This window comes from Burkholderia sp. MS389 (genome assembly GCF_016899425.1).
GTDB classification, from domain to species: domain Bacteria; phylum Pseudomonadota; class Gammaproteobacteria; order Burkholderiales; family Burkholderiaceae; genus Burkholderia; species Burkholderia sola.
Window position 1 is genome coordinate 1,248,090 of sequence record NZ_CP045994.1, and the last position, 19,184, is coordinate 1,267,273.

14 protein-coding genes are annotated in these 19,184 nt (G+C 67.9%); 5 read left to right on the plus strand and 9 right to left on the minus strand.

The window, feature by feature from the left end:
• Positions 1-90 precede the first annotated feature (90 nt).
• Positions 91-1,542: an NYN domain-containing protein gene (locus GJG85_RS05905; RefSeq protein ID WP_204383739.1), complete on the plus strand. Its 1,452-nt coding sequence runs from the start codon at positions 91-93 to the stop codon at positions 1,540-1,542.
• 99 nt (positions 1,543-1,641) lie between these two features.
• Here the strand turns inward: GJG85_RS05905 and GJG85_RS05910 are convergent, their stop codons facing one another.
• The 8 genes from GJG85_RS05910 to GJG85_RS05945 all read right to left on the minus strand — a co-directional run bounded on the left by GJG85_RS05910 (position 1,642) and on the right by GJG85_RS05945 (position 15,677).
• Positions 1,642-2,025, minus strand: coding sequence for a VOC family protein (locus GJG85_RS05910; RefSeq protein ID WP_050011373.1), 384 nt, complete (start codon positions 2,023-2,025; stop codon positions 1,642-1,644).
• Positions 2,026-2,156: 131 nt separating this feature from the next.
• Complete coding sequence (locus GJG85_RS05915) at positions 2,157-5,465, minus strand: efflux RND transporter permease subunit (RefSeq protein WP_050011372.1); 3,309 nt, start codon at positions 5,463-5,465, stop codon at positions 2,157-2,159.
• 83 nt (positions 5,466-5,548) lie between these two features.
• The gene (locus GJG85_RS05920; protein ID WP_204383741.1) at positions 5,549-8,662 is read right to left on the minus strand and encodes an MdtB/MuxB family multidrug efflux RND transporter permease subunit; all 3,114 of its coding nucleotides are present in this window, start codon (positions 8,660-8,662) and stop codon (positions 5,549-5,551) included.
• Between the two features lie 15 nt (positions 8,663-8,677).
• On the minus strand, positions 8,678-10,051 hold the full coding sequence (locus GJG85_RS05925) for an MdtA/MuxA family multidrug efflux RND transporter periplasmic adaptor subunit (protein ID WP_050011370.1): 1,374 nt from the start codon (positions 10,049-10,051) through the stop codon (positions 8,678-8,680).
• Positions 10,052-10,306: 255 nt separating this feature from the next.
• A complete protein-coding gene (locus GJG85_RS05930; protein WP_176016606.1) occupies positions 10,307-11,131 on the minus strand; it encodes an IclR family transcriptional regulator in 825 nt (274 codons plus the stop codon).
• 613 nt (positions 11,132-11,744) lie between these two features.
• The gene (locus GJG85_RS05935; protein ID WP_050011368.1) at positions 11,745-13,703 is read right to left on the minus strand and encodes an alkaline phosphatase PhoX; all 1,959 of its coding nucleotides are present in this window, start codon (positions 13,701-13,703) and stop codon (positions 11,745-11,747) included.
• Positions 13,704-13,893: 190 nt separating this feature from the next.
• Entirely contained in the window at positions 13,894-15,087 is a 1,194-nt protein-coding gene (locus GJG85_RS05940; protein ID WP_050011367.1) for an ammonium transporter, read from the minus strand.
• Positions 15,088-15,341: 254 nt separating this feature from the next.
• Positions 15,342-15,677 carry a hypothetical protein gene (locus GJG85_RS05945; protein ID WP_050011366.1) on the minus strand — a complete coding sequence of 112 codons (336 nt, stop codon included), beginning with the start codon at positions 15,675-15,677 and terminating at the stop codon, positions 15,342-15,344.
• Between the two features lie 195 nt (positions 15,678-15,872).
• On the opposite strand from GJG85_RS05945, the gene GJG85_RS05950 reads away from it, so the two are divergent.
• From GJG85_RS05950 to GJG85_RS05965, 4 genes are all read left to right on the plus strand, one after another.
• Positions 15,873-16,301: a hypothetical protein gene (locus GJG85_RS05950; protein WP_050011365.1), complete on the plus strand. Its 429-nt coding sequence runs from the start codon at positions 15,873-15,875 to the stop codon at positions 16,299-16,301.
• Positions 16,302-16,391: 90 nt separating this feature from the next.
• Positions 16,392-16,847, plus strand: coding sequence for an Rrf2 family transcriptional regulator (locus tag GJG85_RS05955; RefSeq protein ID WP_204383743.1), 456 nt, complete (start codon positions 16,392-16,394; stop codon positions 16,845-16,847).
• Between the two features lie 160 nt (positions 16,848-17,007).
• On the plus strand, positions 17,008-17,649 hold the full coding sequence (locus tag GJG85_RS05960; RefSeq protein WP_050011363.1) for an NAD(P)H-binding protein: 642 nt from the start codon (positions 17,008-17,010) through the stop codon (positions 17,647-17,649).
• Between the two features lie 249 nt (positions 17,650-17,898).
• The gene (locus GJG85_RS05965) at positions 17,899-18,369 is read left to right on the plus strand and encodes an Lrp/AsnC family transcriptional regulator (RefSeq protein ID WP_006484401.1); all 471 of its coding nucleotides are present in this window, start codon (positions 17,899-17,901) and stop codon (positions 18,367-18,369) included.
• A 38-nt stretch (positions 18,370-18,407) separates the two neighbouring features.
• On the opposite strand, the gene GJG85_RS05970 is transcribed toward GJG85_RS05965, so the two are convergent.
• Complete coding sequence (locus tag GJG85_RS05970; RefSeq protein ID WP_124629973.1) at positions 18,408-19,181, minus strand: ABC transporter ATP-binding protein; 774 nt, start codon at positions 19,179-19,181, stop codon at positions 18,408-18,410.
• Between the last annotated feature and the right edge of the window lie 3 nt (positions 19,182-19,184).

The window sequence follows — 19,184 nt, forward strand, 5'->3', positions numbered from 1 at the left end:
GGGAATGACGCGCCGACCGGCTATCATGTGCGCGATGCATTTTTCGCCGCTACGCGTGCATCACGCGTCGGCCCACCGGTTGGAGTACACATGGCATTACCCCTGGACAACGTCAGCATGGCCGTGTTCTGCGACTTCGAGAACGTCGCGCTCGGCGTGCGCGATGCGAAGTACGAGAAATTCGACATCAAGCCCGTGCTGGAGCGCCTGCTGCTGAAAGGCAGCATCGTCGTGAAGAAGGCCTATTGCGACTGGGATCGCTACAAGGGCTTCAAGGCGTCGATGCACGAAGCGAGCTTCGAGCTGATCGAGATTCCGCACGTGCGCCAGTCGGGCAAGAACTCGGCCGACATCCGGCTCGTCGTGGATGCCCTTGACCTCTGCTACACGAAGTCGCACGTCGATACGTTCGTGATCATCAGCGGCGACTCGGATTTTTCGCCGCTCGTGTCGAAGCTGCGCGAGAACGCGAAGAAGGTGATCGGCGTCGGCGTGAAGAAATCGACGTCGGATCTGCTGGTCGCGAACTGCGACGAATTCATCTTCTACGACGATCTGGTGCGCGAGCAGCAGCGTGCGCTCGCGAAGCGCGAACAGCAGCGCGCGGGCAACGGCGGCGCGAAGCGACCGGACGAGCCGTCGCGCAAGCACGACATGGATGCGCGCAAGGCCGAGGCGATCGCGCTGGCGGTCGAGACGTTCGACGCGCTCGCGTCGGAGCGTGACGACGTCGGCAAGATCTGGGCGTCGGTGCTCAAGAGCGCGATCAAGCGTCGCAAGCCGGACTTCAACGAGTCGTACTACGGGTTCCGCGCGTTCGGCAACCTGCTCGACGAGGCGCAGGCGCGCGGCCTGCTCGAAGTGGGGCGCGACGACAAGTCGGGCGCGTTCGTGTCGCGGGCCCGCCAGTCGGCCGCGGCCGAGCACGTCGCGGCGGGCGGTGACGGTGGCGCGGCGCACCACGGCGCGCGCGCGGCGGAGCCGGCACCGGCCGGCCGCGACGCGCACCGTCGCGGGCAGCGCGCGGAAGCGGTCGTTCACGAAAGCGTGCAGTTCGACGCGGAAGAAGCGGAGTTTGCCGAGGTCGCTGATGCGGCGCCGGCCGATACGGCCGACGCGCCCGATGTGACCGACGCGCACGACGACGCGAAGGATGGCCGCAAGCGCGCGCGCAAGAGCGCGGCCAAGAAGACCGCCGCGAAGAAGGGCGCGGCCGCGAAGGGCGCCGGTCGCCACGCGGCCGGCAAGCCGGACGCCGCCGTGCAGGGCGATACGACACACGGTGGCGAAGCGCACGTGCCCGGCCGGCATGCGGACGAACCGCACCGCGACGCGGCGCATGACGAGCGGCACGCGGCGGCGGCGGCCGAACCGGCGGCTCGCGCGTCCGACGCTCGGGACGAGGCCGTGCAACCGTCGCACGACGCGGCACTCCCCGAAGCGGCTGCCGAAGCCCCGGCCGCCGCCAAGCCGAAGAAACCGGCCCGCAAGGCGGCGCCGCGCTCGCGTCGTCCGCGCAAGACGACGGCTGCCGCCGAGTAACGGCAGCGGGCGACAGTCGGACAATCGGCCGGGTCTCGTCCGCAACCGGGCGACACCCGCGCCGCGCATGCCGGGCCGGCGCCCCGCCGGCCTGCCGCGCTACCCGTTCAGCACATACGGCTGCGTCATCACTTCGAGGAAGTGGCCGTCCGGATCGTCGAAGTACACGCCGCGTCCGCCGTTGTGGCGGTAGATGTCGCCGGCTTGCCGCTTCGCCGGATCGGCCCAGTGCGGCAACCCGCGTTCGCGAATGCGCGCGAGCACGCGGTCGAAGCCGGCTTCGTCGATCAGGAACGCGTAATGCTGCGACCGGATTTCCCCCGCCTGTTCGTAAAAATCGAGCGACACGCCGTTGTCGAGCGCGACGACCAGCATTGCGCCGAACGGCGTCGGCGGCGGCAATTCCAGCAGTTCGGTGACGAAGCGGCTCGACGCATGCTTGTCGCGGCACCAGACGATCGTGTGATTGAGCTGGACGTTCATGGCGGGTTCCCGGGAAGGCGCGGCGGTGGACATGGACACACGATAGCCGATCGCGGCCGGCAAACAAGCCCGGCAACCGAGCCCGCCAATCAAGCGCAAAAGACGGCTGCCCGAAGGGCAGCCGCTTTCCGTCACTCGCCGGCGACCGCCGGCCCGCCGGTATTGCCGCGGCGGTTGCGGCGCTTCTCGCCCCATACGCGGAACCGGTCCATGTACAGGTAGACGACGGGCGTCGTATAGAGCGTCAGCACCTGCGACATCACCAGGCCGCCGGCGATCGCGATCCCGAGCGGCGCGCGCAGCTCGGCGCCGTCGCCGCTGCCGAACGCGAGCGGCAGCGCGCCGAGCAGCGCCGCCATCGTCGTCATCATGATCGGGCGGAAGCGCAGCAGGCACGCCTCGTGGATCGCGTCGAACGACGACTTCCCGTTGTTGCGCGTCTGGTCGATCGCGAAGTCGACCATCATGATCGCGTTCTTCTTCACGATGCCGATCAGCAGGATCACGCCGATCAGCGCGATGATGCTGAACTCGGTCTTGAACAGCAGCAGCGCGAGCAGCGCGCCGACGCCGGCCGACGGCAGCGTCGACAGGATCGTGATCGGGTGGATGTAGCTCTCGTACAGGATCCCGAGCACGATGTAGACGGCCAGCAGCGCCGCGAGGATCAGGATCGGTTGATCGTTCATCGACTGCTGGAACGCCTGCGCGGTGCCCTGGAAGCTGCCGACGATCGTCGGCGGGACGCCGATCTGCGCCATCGTCTGATAGATGATCTGCGTCGCCTGCGACAGCGACACGCCCGGCGGCAGGTTGAACGAGATCGTCGTCGCGACGAACAGCCCCTGGTGGTTGACCGACAACGGCGTCGTGCTCGGCCCGAACGTCGCGATCGCCGACAGCGGGATCATCGTCGACTTCGACGTCGACACCGACGCGCCCGACGACGCGCTCGACTTGCCGCTCGCCGCGATCGCGTTGAGCGCCTGGTTGCGCGCGGAGTCGGACGCGATCGCCGCGGCGCTCTGCGCGGCCGTGCCGGCGCTCGACGTGCCGGCCGAGGTCGCGACGAAGGTGCCGGCGGCCGCGTTGGTGGTCTGCGAGCCGTTCGCGCTGCCGCCCGACGTGCTGATCCACACCTGGTTGAGCATCTCCGGGCTCTGCCAGTACTTCGGCGCGACCTCCATCACGACGTGGTACTGGTTCAGCGGGTTGTAGATCGTCGAGACCTGGCGCTGGCCGAACGCGTCGTACAGCGTGTTGTCGATCTGCGCGGGCTTGATGCCGAACCGCGCGGCCGTCGCGCGGTCGATCGTCACCATCGCCTCGAGGCCGCCTTGCTGCTGGTCGGAGTTCACGTCGGTCAGCTCGGGGCGCTTCTGCAGCGCTTCGGTCAGGATCGGCCCCCACTTGTACAGGTCGGCGCTCGAATCGCCGAGCAGCGTGAACTGGTACTGCGCGTTGCTCTGCCGGCCGCCGACGCGGATGTCCTGCGCCGCCTGCAGGAACGTGCGCGCGCCCGCCACGTCCGCCAGCCGCGGGCGCAGCTGCTGGATCACCTGGTCGGCCGACAGCTTGCGCTCGGTGCGGTCCTTCAGCGTGACGAACATGAAGCCCGAGTTGGTCTGCGTGCCGCCGGTGAAGCCCGCGACGCTCTTCACGTTCGGGTTGCCCTGCACGATCCGCATCATCTCGGAGAACTTCAGCTTCATCGCCTGGAACGACGTCGACTGGTCGGCCTGGATGCCGCCGATCATCAGCCCGGTGTCCTGCTGCGGGAAAAAGCCCTTCGGCACGACGACGTACAGGTAGAGGTTCAGCCCGATCGTCGCGAACAGCGTCAGCAGGATCAGCAGCGGCCGGCGCAGCGCCCACGACAGCGAACGCTCGTAGCCGCGCTGCATGCGCGCGAAGCCGCGTTCGAGGAAGCGCCCGAAGCGGCCCTCGCTTTGCGGGTCGTGTTGTTCCGGCAGCAGGCGCGCGCACATCATCGGCGTGAGCGTGAGCGACACCGCGAGCGACACGGCGATCGCGAGCGACAGCGTCAGCGCGAACTCGCGGAACAGGCGCCCGACGATCCCGCCCATCAGCAGGATCGGCAGGAACACCGCGACGAGCGAGATGCTCATCGACAGCACCGTGAAGCCGACTTCGCGGGCGCCGTCGAACGCCGCCTGCATCCGCGGCTTGCCGTTCTCGATGTGCCGCGAGATGTTCTCGAGCACGACGATCGCGTCGTCGACGACGAAGCCGGTCGCGACGATCAGCGCCATCAGCGACAGGTTGTCGATCGAGAAGCCGAGCAGGTACATCGCGCCGAACGTGCCGACGATCGAGATCGGCACCGCGACGCTCGGGATCAGCGTCGCGCGCCAGTTGCGCAGGAACAGGAACACGACCATCACGACGAGGCTGATCGCGATCAGCAGCGTGTGCTCGGTGTCCTTCAGCGACGCGCGGATGGTGGTCGAGCGGTCGAGCACCGGCGTGACCGTGATGTCGGCCGGCAGCGACGCGGTGAGCTGGGGCAGCGCCGCGCGCACGCGGTCGAGCGTCTCGATGATGTTCGCGCCGGGCGACCGGTAGAGGATCACGAGCACCGCGCGCTTGCCGTTCGACAAACCGAGGTTGCGCAGGTCCTCGACCGAATCGACGACGTCGGACAGGTCGGACAGCCGCACGGCCGAGCCGTTGCGGTACGCGACGACGAGGTCGCGGTATTGCGACGCCTGGGACGCCTGGTCGTTCGTATAGAGCTGGAAGCGCTGCGGGCCGAACTCGATCGCGCCCTTCGGCGCGTTGGCGTTCGCGGAGGCCAGTGCGGCGCGCACGTCCTCGAGGCCGATCCCGTAGTGGAACAGCGACTGCGGTTCGAGCTCGACGCGCACGGCCGGGTTCGCGGAGCCGCTCACGGTGACCTGGCCGATCCCGTCGATCTGCGACAGCGACTGCTGCAGCACCGTCGACGCGGCGTCGTACACCTTCGCCGGCGACGCCGTTTCCGAGGTCAGCGCGACGACCATGATCGGCGAATCGGCCGGGTTGACCTTGCGGTAGGTCGGGTTGCTCTTCAGCGCGGCGGGCAGATCGGCGCGCGCCGCGTTGATCGCGGCCTGCACGTCGCGCGCGGCGCCGTCGATGTCGCGGTTCAGGCCGAACTGCAGGATGATCCGTGCATTGCCGACCGTGCTCGTCGACGTCATTTCGGAGACGTCCGCGATCGAGCCGAGGTGCCGCTCCAGCGGGCTCGTCACGCTGGTCGCGACCGTTTCCGGGCTCGCGCCCGGCAGCGACGCCTGCACCGAGATCGTCGGGAAATCGACCTGCGGCAGCGGCGACACCGGCAGCTTGATGAACGCGAACAGGCCCGCGAGCGCGACGCCGAGCGCGAGCAGCGTCGTCGCGACGGGGCGGGTGATGAAGGGACGCGACAGGTTCATGTCGGCACTCGCTGGGCCGCCCCAAGGGTGCCGACCGCCCCCGTGGGGGGCAGCGAACGAAGTGAGCGTGGGGGTCGTTTCATTTACGCATCCGTGCGCGTGCCGGCTTGCGGGCCGTGGCGTTCGAACCAGCCGCGCACGCGGCGCGCGAGCGAGTCGAAGCCGAGATAGATCACGGGCGTCGTAAACAGCGTCAGCACCTGCGACACGATCAGGCCGCCGGCGATCGCGATCCCGAGCGGCTGGCGCAGCTCGGAGCCCGCGCCGGAGCCGACGATCAGCGGCACCGCGCCGAGCAGCGCGGCGAGCGTCGTCATCAGGATCGGCCGGAAGCGCAGCAGGCACGCCTGGTAGATCGCCTCGCGCGGCGGCTTGCCTTCGACGCGTTCGGCCTCGAGCGCGAAGTCGATCATCATGATCGCGTTCTTCTTTACGATGCCGATCAGCAGCACGATGCCGATGATCCCGATGATGTCGAGGTCGTGCCCGGTGATCATCAGCGCGAGCAGCGCGCCGACGCCGGCCGACGGCAGCGTCGACAGGATCGTGATCGGGTGGATGTAGCTCTCGTACAGCACGCCGAGCACGATGTACATCGTGACGACCGCCGCGAGGATCAGGAACAGCTGGTTCGACAGCGACGCCTGGAACGCGAGCGCCGCGCCCTGGAAGCGCGTCTGGAACGAGCCGGGCAGGCCGATGTCCTTCTCGGCGGCCTCGATCGCCTTGACGGCCTCGCCGAGCGACGCGCCCGGCGCGAGGTTGAACGAGATGGTCGTCGACGGGAACTGCGACAGGTGCGCGACCAGCAGCGGCGACGGCCGCTCGTGGAACGACGCGATCGACGACAGCGGCACCTGGCCGCCGCCGGCCGACGGCAGGTAGATGTCGTTCAGCGATTGCGCGTAGTGCTGCTCCTTCGGCTCCGATTCGAGAATCACGCGGTACTGGTTCGACTGCGTGAAGATCGTCGACACGATGCGCTGGCCGAACGCGTCGTACAGCGCGTTGTCGACGGTCGCCGGCGTGATGCCGAAGCGCGCGGCGCTCGCGCGGTCGATCTCGATGTACACCGACTGGCCGTTGCTCTGCAGGTCGGTCGCGACGTCGGCGAGCGACGGCTCCTGCTGCAGCCGCGCGACGAGCTTCGGCACCCAGGTCGCGAATTCTTCCGAGTTCGGGCTCGTCAGCATGAACTGGTACTGCGTCGGGCTGACCGTCGAATCGATCGTCAGGTCCTGCACCGGCTGCATGAACAGCGAAATGCCGGTGACGTTCGCGACGCGCTGCTGCAAGTCGCGGATGATCTGCGCGGCGGTTTCGGTGCGTTCGTCGCGTGCCTTCAGGTTGATCAGCATCCGGCCGCTGTTCAGCGTGATGTTGCTGCCGTCGACGCCGATGAACGACGTTAGGCTGTCGATGTTCGGGTCCTTCAGGATTTCGGCCGCGAGCGCCTGCTGGCGTTCGGCCATCGCGCCGTACGAGATCGACTGCGGCGCCTGCGTGATCGCCTGGATCACGCCGGTGTCCTGCGCGGGGAAGAAGCCCTTCGGCACGAACACATAGAGCAGGGCGGTCAGCCCGAGCGTCAGCAGCGCGACGACGAGCGTCGAGCGCTGGCGGTTCAGCACCCATTCGAGCGCGACCGCGTAGCGCGCGATCACCCAGTCGATCGCGCGGTGCACGCGCGCCTCGAAGCGGTGGCTCTCCGGCGGCGGCGAATGGCGCAGCAGCTTCGCGCACAGCATCGGCACGAGCGTGAGCGACACGATCGCCGAGATCACGATCGTCACCGCGAGCGTGATCGCGAATTCGTGGAAGAGGCGGCCGACCACGTCGCCCATGAACAGCAGCGGGATCAGCACCGCGATCAGCGACACCGTCAGCGAGATGATCGTGAAGCCGATCTGCCGCGAACCCTTCAGCGCGGCCTCGAGCCCCGTCTCGCCTTCCTCGACGTAGCGCGCGATGTTCTCGATCATCACGATCGCGTCGTCGACGACGAAGCCGGTCGCGATCGTGAGCGCCATCAGCGACAGGTTGTTCAGCGAGAAGCCGGCCATGTACATCACCGCGAGCGTGCCGATCAGCGACAGCGGCACCGACAGGCTCGGAATGATCGTCGCGTAGACGTTCGCGAGGAACAGGTACATCACCAGCACGACGAGCGCGACCGCGAGCAGCAGCTCGAACTGCACGTCGCGCACGGCCGCGCGGATCATCGTCGTGCGGTCGGTGACGATCTCGACGTCGAGCGCGGCCGGCAGCGTTTCCTGCAGCTTCGGCAACTGCGCCTTGATCGCGTCGACGGTCGCGATCACGTTCGCGCCCGGCTGGCGCTGCACGTTCAGGATGATCGCCGGGTCCGCATTCACCCATGCGCCGAGCTTGGTGTTCTCCGAGCCGGCGACGACCGTCGCGACGTCGGTCAGCATCACCGGGCGGCCGTTCTTGTACGCGACGACCGCGCTGTTGTACTGGTCGGCGCTCGTCAGCTGGTCGTTCGCGTTGATCGTATACGCGCGCGTCGGGCCGTCGAAGTTGCCCTTCGGCGTGTTGACGTTCAGGTTCGAGATCGTCGTGCGCAGGTCGTCGAGGTTCATCCCGTACTGCGCGAGCGCGGTCGGGTTCGCCTGGATCCGCACGGCCGGCCGGTTGCCGCCCGACAGGCTCACGAGGCCGACGCCGGCGATCTGCGAGATCTTCATCGCGAGGCGCGTGTCCGCGAGGTCCTGCACCTGCGTGAGCGGCAGCGTCTTCGACTTGACGGCGAGCGTCAGGACCGGCGCATCGGCCGGGTTCACCTTCGCGTAGATCGGCGGGGCGGGCAGGTCGGACGGCAGCAGGTTGCCGGCCGCGTTGATCGCGGCCTGCACTTCCTGTTCGGCGATGTCGAGCGGCAGGTCGAGCGAGAACTGCAGCGTGATCACCGACGCGCCGGCCGAGCTTTGCGACGACATCTGGTTCAGCGACGGCATCTGCCCGAACTGGCGTTCGAGCGGCGCGGTGACCGACGACGTCATCACCTCCGGGCTCGCGCCCGGATAGAAGGTCTGGACCTGGATCGTTGGATAGTCGACTTCGGGCAGCGCGGCGAGCGGCAGGAAGCGCAGCGCGACGAGACCGGCCAGCATGATCGCCGCCATCAGGAGAGCGGTGCCGACCGGCCGGAGAATGAAGAGGCGGGATGGATTCATCGAGCGGCCCGCGCGTTACTGGGCCGCGGGGGCCGCGGCCTGCGACGCGCCGTGCTTGTGTCCGCCGCGATGACCGGCCGCGCCCGAGGCCGCCGAGGCGCCCGACGCCGCGCCGGCGCCGTGCGCGCCCGACGCGCCTTTCGGCTTGTCGGCCGGAATCGAGATCTTCGCGCCTTCGCGCAGGCGGTCCGAGCCGTCGGTCACCACGCGCTCGCCGAGCGCGACGCCGCTGACGATGCTCGTGCGTTCGCCGTCGACCGGCCCGATCGTGACCTTGCGCACGGTCACCGTATCGTCGGGTTTGACGACGTAGACGAACTGGCCGATCGAGCCCGTCAGCACGGCGGAGGTCGGCACGATCGTCGCGTTGCGCATCACGTCGACGAGCAGCCGCGTGTTCACGAACTGATTCGGGAACAGCATGCCTGCCTTGTTATCGAAATTCGCGCGCAGCTTGACCGTGCCGGTGCTCGTGTCGATCTGGTTGTCGAGCGTCGCGAGCGCGCCCGTCTCGAGCGGCACCGTGTTGTTGCGGTTGTACGCGGTGACCGACAGCTTCTGGCCCGCGTTCACCTGCTTGAGGATTTGCGGCAGGTTGTCTTCCGACGTCGTGAAGATCACGCTCATCGGCTGCAACTGCGTGATCACGACGATGCCGTTGGTATCGCCCGGCGTCACGTAGTTGCCGGGGTCGACCTGGCGCAGGCCGACGCGGCCCGACACCGGCGCCGTGATGCGCGCATACGTGAGATTGAGTTTCGCGGAATCGATCGCGGCCTGGTCGGTCTTCACCGCGCCTTCGTACTGCTTGACGAGGGACGCCTGCGTATCGACGGTTTGCGACGCGATCGAGTCCTGCGACAGCAGCGTCTGGTAGCGCTTCAGGTCGAGGCGGGCGGTCGCGAGCAGCGCCGCGTCGCGCGCATGCGTGCCTTCGGCGTTCTCGAGCGCGACCTGGTACGGACGCGGGTCGATCTGCGCGAGCACGTCGCCCTTCTTGACGAGCTGGCCTTCCTGGAACGACACCGACTGCAGGTAGCCCGACAGCTGCGTCTTCACCGTCACGTTCGCGAGCGGCGTGACCGTGCCGAGCGCGGACAGCACGATCGGCATCTCGCCCTGCGTCGCGGTCGCGACCTGCACCGGCTGCGGCATGTTCGCCATCGCGGCGGGGCCGCCGCGGCCGCGATGGCTGCCCGCGGCGGCGCTGGCGCCCGCGCCTTTCGCGGTGCTGCCTGCCGCCGGCGTGCGGTTCCACGGGTGCCACCACAACAGGCCGCCGATCACGACGACCGCGGCGGTGCCGATCAGCAGCGTGCGGCGCGGGCGCCGGGCGACGGCGGGCGCGGGGTCTTTCGAAGGGGGCGTGGGCTTTTGTTCGTTATCCATCGTGTTCTGTCAGGAAGACGGCGCGGCGGGCCGGAAATCGGGCTGCTCGGCTGCGCGTGGGCGTGCGGGTGACGGGACGGGGCGGCCCGGCTCGGTCCGGGGCCCCGCCGATCCGCGCGGGAAAAGAGCGGTGCGCACCGCGAATGCGGCGCGACGATGGGCATGATCCTACGTGCCGTCCCCGTTACAGTCCAGCGGTCTATCTTTCAACGGGTTACGGTCGTTACACAACGCGACGGCGCGATGACGAAACGGTTACAGGCCGATGCGCCGGGCCGGCGCGCCGCCGATTTCGCGGGTGATTTTCGTGATGCATTCCTGCAGCGCGGGCACCACGTGCTGCTGCAGCCATTCGGGCGGACACTGGTGCGACGCGCCGCCGCAATTCACCGAATAGCGCTGGCCCGACGGGCCGACGAAACCGGCCGCGACCGCATTCAGGCCTTCGCGCCATTCGCCGATCGCGATCGCGTGGCCGTCGCGCATCGCTTCGTCGAGCGCGGGCGTCAGGCGGGCGGATACGTGCGGCCAGTCGTCGCCGGCCGTGGTGCGCAGCGACTCGAGCAGCTGGCGGCGCTCGTCGTCCTCGAGCGCGGCGAGATACGCGCGGCCCACGGCCGTACGCGCGATGTCCATCCGCGAGCCGATCTCGAGGCGCGTGACGAGCACGGCCGAGCGCGGGCGGATCACGTCGATCGCGACCATGTCGAGCCGGTCGCGCACCGCGAGGTGCACGGACAGCGACGTGCGCTCGGCCAGCTCGATCATGAACGGCCGCGAACGCGCGCGGATGTCGAAGTTGCGCAGGAAACCGTGGCTCAGTTCGAGCACCGACGCGGTCAGCACGAAGCGCTCGCTGTCGGGCAACTGGAACAGGAAGCCGGCGCTGACGAGCGTCGCGGTGATGCGCGAGACGGTCGGCTTCGGGATGCCGGTCAATTCGGTCAGTTCGCGGTTGCTGACGGGCGCGTCGGCAGCCGCGATGCGGCGCAGCACGGCGAGGCCGCGGGCAAGGGCGGTGATCTCGTCGGGCGACGATTCACGGTCCCGCGACGCGGGAGAGGTTACAGGTGTCGACACGAGGGATTCTCTCTAATTCCGAAACTCGATTTCAATTTTGTTGGTATTGTAGGACTATTGTCAAAGGATGCATGTTCCGCGGGCAAACCGGTCATTGGATGAGATTTTACGGGTTCACCCTTGGTTTATTAGGAAAACGCTCAAAGGAGCATTGCCGGAAAGTGCATGAACCGGTGCAAATACCGCTTGACTTGTCGGGCGGAAACGGAAAGAATGTCTCACGTTTTCGAAACATCGTTTCAAGAGTTTAACCGGCAACGATGTTTCGCGCAGTCTCTCAGGTTCTAGCACGGCCCTCGGAATGGCTAGAACTTTTTTAGCGCCACGGTCTCCGTGGCGCTTTTTTTTGCCTGTCTTTCCGACCGTCCGCCCGGACGCGTCAGGCCCGTATTATCCCCCGATCGCCGCAAACGCCCCGTCCTGGCGGTTTCGCGCCTGCTTGCGCGTGCCGTTTGCGCCGCTTGCACGATTCGCCCACGCAAAAAAAAGCGCGATGCCCGCAGTGGGCATCGCGCGTGAAACGGCGTGGAGCGCCGACGAATGAACGATGATGAAGAAAGGGGCCCGGTCGGGCGTGCCCGGCTGGCGAGCCACGCCCCTCGTGCGTGGCCGGTCAGCCCTTCGCGAGCTTGATGCTGGTCTGCTCGGCCGTCAGGTAGCCGACGCTGGCGCCGAAGCGATCCTTGTAGTTCGCGCGCACGAGCGGGTCGAGCGTCGGCTTGACCTTGTCGTGCAGCGGCGATTCCCAGTCGCCCACGTGCTGGAAGTTGCTCATGATGTACGTCCAGCCGTTGATTTCGTCGACCGCGTGCAGGCCCGTCGATTCGGCGCCGGCCGGGCACGACAGCACGCGCGCGAGCGACTTCGTGTCGACGTTGTAGGCCCACAGGAAGTTGTTCACGTGCATCCCCGAGTCTTCGCCGATGAACAGCGTGCGCAGCTTTTCGGAGAACTTCAGATTGTCCGGATTCGCGATCTTGTCCGGGTTCGCGAGGTTGCCGAGCGCGTCGGCCGCGGCGAGATCCTCGCCGACCAGCGCGGCCGGCGCGCCCATGTCGACCGGCACCCATTCGCTGTCGATCGCGGCGCCCGTCGTGTCGCGCTGGCCGGCCTTCAGGTTGAGTGCGTAGACGGCGCCCGCGGCGATCTTCTTGTCGACCGCGACGTCGCGCGACACCGCGTTGCCCTTGACCATCGACGTCTCGATCCGCGACATCGCCGTGTAGACGATCTTGTCCTTCGCGTTCACGGTCGTGCCTTCGAGCTTCGTGAACGCCATGCTGCCGCCGATGAGCGCCGCGTAGCGGTGCGTCTCGAGGAACGCGGCCGCCTTTTCCATCCCCGGCTTCACGCGCATCCAGTTGAACTTGCCGCCGAAATGGATCTTCGTGTAGCTCGCATCGTTCGGGTCGACGGTCGCGAGGTCCATGATGTCCGACGCCTTCAGCGTGTTCGCGAGCGCTTCGATCTCGCTGCTGGTCGCGTGGCCGATCCTGATCCACGTGAGCGTCGCGGTGCCCGCGCCGGCGGACGACGTCTGCGTCCACTTCGCGACGTACAGCGTGCCGGCCGACAGGTCGGCCGCCTTGTCCGCGACGAACATGAACAGGCCGCCGTTGGTCGCGTCGTCGCCCATCATCACGGTGCGCTGGTCCGGCATCACCTGGATCAGCTCGTGCGAGATGCGGCCGAGGCAGTAGTGCTTCTTCACGGTGCCGGTGCCGTCCGGATTCACGGTGATCTCGGGCAGGTGGCCGTAGTGGTAGGGGTTCGCCTTCGTCTCGTCGCCGAACGTGTTCTTGCTGAATGCCTTGAACTGCGCGTCGGTCGCGGCCTTCGTCGCGTCCGGCTCGTATTCCTCGCTCGACAGGTGCGTGCCCCACGGCGACAGGCTCGCGCCGCAGGTGATCCACAGGCCGTGCGCCTTCGACGTGTCGACGTTGTGGTACTTCACGACCTTCAGCGCGCCGGTGGCCGGGTCCTGGTCGAGCGTGATCACCGCGATCGGCGACGGCAGCTGGCCGTACTGCGATGCGCTCGCCTGGTCGCGCGTCGTGTATTCGAACTGCACGACCGCGAACACCGCGTTGCCCTTCACGCCGGGCACGGTGGCGTTCTTCAGCGTCAGCAGCGAGCTGCCGTCCGGGCAGTCGGAATAGAACTGGCGTTCCTTGCCGGCGACCGAGCGATCGATGATCGGCTGGTTGTTGATGTCGTAGTAGCCGCCCGCGAGCGTCGTGCCGCCGTTGCCGTCCGGCACCATGTCGCCGGTCACGAAGAACGGCTTGTACGCGAGCTTGAAGTTGCGCGACGAGCCGTCCGAGAACGACACCGCCAGCGTCGAGCCAACCGTCGTCGTGGCCATCGCGGCCGCGTTGTCGAGCGTCGGCGCGGCCATCGCCGAGAATGCCGCCGACGTATAGGCGGCGGCGACCGGCGTCGACGCGGGATCGTCGTCGCCGCCGCAACCCGTCAGCAGGGCCGGCAGCGCGAGGCCGGAAAGGGGAAGCATCGGCGCGCCGGCGAGGATCTTCAGGGCCTGACGACGGGAAGCATTGGGCAACGCGGGCATGTGGAGTCCAGTTTCGGTTGTTGGAAGCATGGCCTTCGCGAAGCAGGCGAGCGGCAAGCTTCGTGAAGGCGGATTGAAAACTGGACCGAAGTGTAAGGACGCTAGATGAAAGTTTTTTGAATCGGAAACGTAATGATGCGTCGGGCGTCCGTTCGGTGAGCTGACGGACGCCGGTCGCAAGCGTTTGCGCTCAGTCGCGCTCGGGCGTGGCCGAGATGCGGTGGATCGACAGGTCCGCGCCGTCGAATTCGGCTTCGCGATCGAGACGCAGGCCGACGGTCGCCTTCAGCACGCCGTAGACGAGCGTGCCGCCCGCGGTCGCGATCGCGATGCCGCCAAGCGTGCCGACGAGCTGCGACAGGAACGACACGCCGCCGAGACCGCCGAGCGCCGGCAGCCCGAACACGCCGGCCGCGAGGCCGCCGAGCGCGCCGCACATCCCGTGCAGCGGCCAGACGCCGAGCACGTCGTCGATGCGCCAGCGGTTCTGTACGCAGGTGAACATCGCGACGAACAGCGCCCCGGCCGCGGCGCCGGTGACGAGCGCGCCGATCGGGTGCATCACGTCGGAGCCCGCGCAGACCGCGACGAGGCCCGCGAGCGGCCCGTTGTACGTGAAGCCCGGGTCGTTGCGGCCGGCCATCCATGCCGCGAGCGTGCCGCCGACCATCGCCATCAGCGAGTTCACCGCGACGAGGCCGCTGATCTTGTCGAGCGTCTGCGCGCTCATCACGTTGAAACCGAACCACCCGACCGCGAGCACCCACGCGCCGAGCGCGAGGAACGGGATGTTCGACGGCGGATGCGCGGCGATCCGGCCGTCCTTCGCATAGCGGCCGTGGCGCGCGCCGAGCAGCAGCACGGCCGGCAGCGCGACCCAGCCGCCGAACGCATGCACGACGACCGAGCCCGCGAAGTCGTGGAACGGCGCGCCGAACGCGTGCGTGAGCCACGCTTGCACGCCGTAGCGCTCGTTCCACGCGACGCCTTCGAAGAACGGATAGATGAAACCGACGATGATCAGCGTCGCGACGAGCTGCGGATTGAACTTCGCGCGCTCGGCGATGCCGCCGGACACGATCGCCGGGATCGCCGCCGCGAACGTCAGCAGGAAGAAGAACCGCACGAGCGCGTAGCCGTTGTGCTGCGACAGCGTGCCGATGTCGTCGAAGAATTCGACGCCGTACGCGATCGTGTAGCCGATCAGGAAATACGCGAGCGTCGACACCGAGAAGTCGACCAGGATCTTCACGAGCGCGTTGACCTGGTTCTTCTTGCGAACCGTGCCGAGTTCGAGAAATGCGAAGCCCGCGTGCATTGCGAGCACCATGACGGCACCGATCAACAGGAACAGTGTGTCGACGCCGGATTTCAGACCATCCATGCCGTGGCTTCCTTGCGCAAAAAACGGGCGAGGAACGCAAGTATCGAGCCAACGTGGTGAACGGCTGCGTGGAATTGGTGCCGGGAGACCCGCGCGATGCGGCATTCCGGTGAATCGTGCACGGGATCGGGGCGTGACCGCCGCCGGCCGCGCAGCGCGTCGGGTGCACGTGCGTGGTGCGATGCGTGCCGAACTGGTGCGTATGACGAATGAAGCGGTGCGCGCCGGCGCGAGGCGCGCACCGATCTGGCGCGTCAGTGGCGCTCGAACAGCGTGGGCGGCCGGCGCAGCCGCAGCGCGCACGCGGACCAGTAGGCGGCGACGGTCGCCAGCCCGAGCGCGGCGAACGCGAGCGCGGCGAAGCTGGCGAGGGACTGCCCGTCGCCATCGGCGCCGAGGATGCCTTGCGCGACGATCAGCGCGGCCGTCCAGAAGCCGATCACGGCCTGCGCGAGCAGGCGCGCACAGGCGATGCGGCGCGGCCGCCCGGATGCGGCGAGGCGGCGCGCCGACGGCGCGCGCAGACACAGGAACAGGGTGGCCGCGAGCAGCGCGGCCAGGGCGATGAGCCAATCAACGAGGAAAGCCATGACGAGGGAAAGGGGCACGTACGAAGCGGATCGAAGCGTGCCCACTTTAGAGGCGTGGCGCGTGCGATTGAATCAGACGAGTCCGAAATTGAAAGGCATTTTTAATGGTGGGTCGTCATTGGGCCTGTTCCACAGGCGGTATCATCAACCCCGGTCCAACCACGAGGTCGCGCCATGCGCGGCCGGAGATTGCTGATGAACATGAAGACATCGCGGGCGCGTCGCGCGCCCGGGTTCGTGCTGGCGGCCGTGGCCGCCGGTGCGCTGCTGTTGCTCGCGGGCTGCGAGAAGTCCGGCACGCCGGCCGCCCAACCCGATACGGCCGCCAGCGCGGCGGCCGACGCCGCGAACCATGCGGCCAAGGCGCTCGACCAGGTGGCAAGCACCGTCAATCAACAGATCAACGCGGCGAAGGCCGGCCTCGCGTCCGCGGCGTCGGCCGTGCCGCCGTTGTCCGCCAGCGGCCTCGCGTCGGCCGCGCAGGCGCAGATCGACGCGGCGGCGTCCGCGGTCGTCGCGCATGCGGCTTCCGAAGCGGGCGCGAAGATCGCCGAAGCCGGCAAGAAACTCCAGCAGTGGAGCCAGCAGGGCGCCTCGGGGACGAAACCCGCGAGCGGCGAATGACGCGGGCTTGCATGATCCGCGAATTGTAATTATGATGGTTACATATGTCGCCGGTTGCGGGTCGGGCCGGCGTCGCCGAGTGAGTCACGAATGAATACCAGCAGCCGGTTCGCGTTTGCCGTCCACGTGCTCGCCTTGCTGTCGATGCAGGAAGGCGTGCCGTTGTCGTCCGACATCATCGCGGGCAGCGTGAATACGAATCCGGCGCTGATTCGCCGGTTGTTGTCGATGCTGGCGGCCGCAGGGCTGACGACGTCGCAGCTCGGCGCGGGCGGCGGTGCGCTGCTGGCGCGCGAGCCGAGCGAGATCACGCTGCTCGACGTGTATCGCGCGGTCGACGATGCGCAGCTGTTCGCGCTGCACCGCGAGGCGCCGAATCCGGCGTGTCTCGTCGGGCGGCACATCCAGGGCGTGCTGACGGGCTATATCGGCGACGCGCAGCGCGCGATGGAGGCGTCGCTCGCCATACGCACGCTCGTCGACGTGACGGCCGACATGCTGGATCGGGAGCAGCGCACGCAACGGGCGGCGCGCGCCGGCGGGTAATCGATGGCGGGTGCCGACGGCGATTGACCGTCGGCAGGCAGGGCAGGAAGCCGGACGGCGCGTACGCGCGGCGATCGGCGCAACGGGGGCTTCGCCCCGTTTTTTTTCGGTCTTATATGTAATTAATTGTGTTACATATTTTCAACTCTGGAGAATCGATATGACGCAACGTTCGTTGAATATCGCGCTGTTCGGCGCCACCGGCATGATCGGCTCGCGCATCGCGGCGGAAGCCGTGCGGCGTGGCCACCGTGTCACGGCGCTGTCGCGCCATCCGGGCGCATCCGGCGACGGCATCACTGCGAAGGCGGCCGACCTGTTCGATGCGGCCAGCATCGCGGCCGCGCTGCCGGGCCATGACGTCGTCGCAAGCGCGTACGGCCCGAAGCAGGACGACGCGGCGAAGGTCGTCGCGGTTGCGAAGGCGCTGGTCGCCGGCACGCGTCAGGCCGGTTTGAAGCGGCTCGTCGTGGTGGGCGGTGCAGGTTCGCTCGAAGTCGCGCCGGGCAAGCAGCTCGTCGACACCGAAGGTTTCCCCGAAGCGTACAAGGCGGTCGCGCTCGCGCACCGCGACGCGCTCGACTTCCTGAAGACGGTCGCCGATCTCGACTGGACCTTCTTCGCGCCGGCCGCGCTGATCGCGCCGGGCGAGCGCACGGGCACGTTCCGCACGGGCGTCGGCAAGCTGATCGTGGACGCGCAAGGCAACAGCAAGATCTCGGCGGAAGACTACGCGGTCGCGTTCGTCGACGCGCTCGAGCAGGACGGCTTCGTGCGCGAGATCGCGACGGTCGCGTATTGAGCAGTATTTGAGCGGCATGACGGCCGGCCGCGTGTGAGCGCCGGCCGGGGCGCGCGCGACGCGCAAGCCGCGACGCGCCGGCAAATTCAGGCGATTCCGCCCTGTCGGGTGGCGTCGCCTGTTTCTTTGGCGCGGCGACTGCGTGACGGATCGGTATTTACACCGGTCGACGCGCCAAGACAGTTTTCATATCGTTCCCCGTCGGGCAGGATGAATAGAATAAATTTCTATCGACGAGGGAATGGAGAAATGGACGCCATCGATCGCAAGCTGCTGGAGCTGCTGCAGGCGGATGCCACGCTGCCGATCGCGGAGCTGGCACAGCGCGTGAACCTGTCGCAGACGCCGTGCTGGAAGCGCGTGCAGCGGCTGAAGGAAACCGGCGCGATTCGCGCGCAGGTTGCGCTGTGCGATCCGCGCAAGCTCGGGGTCGGCACGACCGTGTTCGTCGCGATCCGCACGAACCAGCATACCGAGGAGTGGGCGCAGCGCTTCACGCAGGCGGTGCGCGACATGCCGGAAGTAGTCGAGGTCTACCGGATGAGCGGCGAGACCGATTACCTGCTGCGCGTCGTCGTGGCCGGCATCGACGACTACGACCGCGTGTACAAGCAACTGATTCGCACGGTGCCGCTGTTCGACGTCAGTTCGTCGTTCGCGATGGAGCAGATCAAGTATTCGACCGCGCTGCCCGTGCGCGATCTGGCCGAGCCGGCCTGACGGGCACGCCGCCGCGCCATCGCGTCGGCGGCGCGGCTTCAGCGGCCGCGCGCCAGCGCGCGTGCGCGTTCGTCGGCCAGCGCGTCGCGGCGCACGAAATCCGCGACGAACGGGCTGGCCGGATGATGATGCAGCGCGTGCGGCGTATCCCATTGCGCGAGTTGGCCGTCCTTCATCACGCCGATCCGGTCGGCGATCGCGAACGCTTCCGCCTGGTTGTGCGTGACGAGGATCGCGGTGTGGCCCGTACGCTTCAGGATGTCGCGCAGCTCGAACGCGAGCCGCTCGCGCGTATCGACGTCGAGGTTCGAGAACGGCTCGTCGAGCAGCAGCAATTCCGGCGACGGCGCGAGTGCGCGCGCGAGCGCGACGCGCTGCTGCTGGCCGCCCGACAGTTCGTGCGGATAGGCGTCGCCGGCATCGGCGAGGCCGACGAGGTCGAGCAACTCCGCGACGCGCAGGCGCCGTTCGGCCTTCGGCATGCGCCGCAGTCCGAACGCGACGTTGTCGGCCGCGCTCAGGTGCGGGAACAGCGCGTAATCCTGGAACATCAGGCCGATCCGCCGTCGCTCGGGCGGCACGTCGAGCGACGGCGCCGCGACCGGCGTGCCGTCCAGCACGATACGCCCCATGCGCACGGGCTCGAAGCCGGCGATCGCGCGCAGCACGGTGGTCTTGCCGCAGCCGGACGCGCCGAGCAGGCAGCCGATCTCGCCGCGCGGCAGCGCGAGGCTCAGGCCGTCGACCACGGTGCGGCGGCCGTGCGGCGTGTCGTAGGCGATGCAGAGGTCGTCGAGTTCGAGCAGGTTCACGGT

What these genes read in the sequence shown, in the direction of transcription:
- GJG85_RS05945 (WP_050011366.1), bottom strand. Translation starts at nt 15,677, where the DNA reads ATGGCTTTCCTCGTTGATTGGCTCATCGCCCTGGCCGCGCTGCTCGCG.
- GJG85_RS05925 (WP_050011370.1), bottom strand. Translation starts at nt 10,051, where the DNA reads ATGGATAACGAACAAAAGCCCACGCCCCCTTCGAAAGACCCCGCGCCC.
- GJG85_RS05920 (WP_204383741.1), bottom strand. Translation starts at nt 8,662, where the DNA reads ATGAATCCATCCCGCCTCTTCATTCTCCGGCCGGTCGGCACCGCTCTC.
- GJG85_RS05960 (WP_050011363.1), top strand. Translation starts at nt 17,008, where the DNA reads ATGACGCAACGTTCGTTGAATATCGCGCTGTTCGGCGCCACCGGCATG.
- GJG85_RS05965 (WP_006484401.1), top strand. Translation starts at nt 17,899, where the DNA reads ATGGACGCCATCGATCGCAAGCTGCTGGAGCTGCTGCAGGCGGATGCC.
- GJG85_RS05935 (WP_050011368.1), bottom strand. Translation starts at nt 13,703, where the DNA reads ATGCCCGCGTTGCCCAATGCTTCCCGTCGTCAGGCCCTGAAGATCCTC.
- GJG85_RS05910 (WP_050011373.1), bottom strand. Translation starts at nt 2,025, where the DNA reads ATGAACGTCCAGCTCAATCACACGATCGTCTGGTGCCGCGACAAGCAT.
- GJG85_RS05955 (WP_204383743.1), top strand. Translation starts at nt 16,392, where the DNA reads ATGAATACCAGCAGCCGGTTCGCGTTTGCCGTCCACGTGCTCGCCTTG.
- GJG85_RS05940 (WP_050011367.1), bottom strand. Translation starts at nt 15,087, where the DNA reads ATGGATGGTCTGAAATCCGGCGTCGACACACTGTTCCTGTTGATCGGT.
- GJG85_RS05950 (WP_050011365.1), top strand. Translation starts at nt 15,873, where the DNA reads ATGAACATGAAGACATCGCGGGCGCGTCGCGCGCCCGGGTTCGTGCTG.
- GJG85_RS05905 (WP_204383739.1), top strand. Translation starts at nt 91, where the DNA reads ATGGCATTACCCCTGGACAACGTCAGCATGGCCGTGTTCTGCGACTTC.
- GJG85_RS05915 (WP_050011372.1), bottom strand. Translation starts at nt 5,465, where the DNA reads ATGAACCTGTCGCGTCCCTTCATCACCCGCCCCGTCGCGACGACGCTG.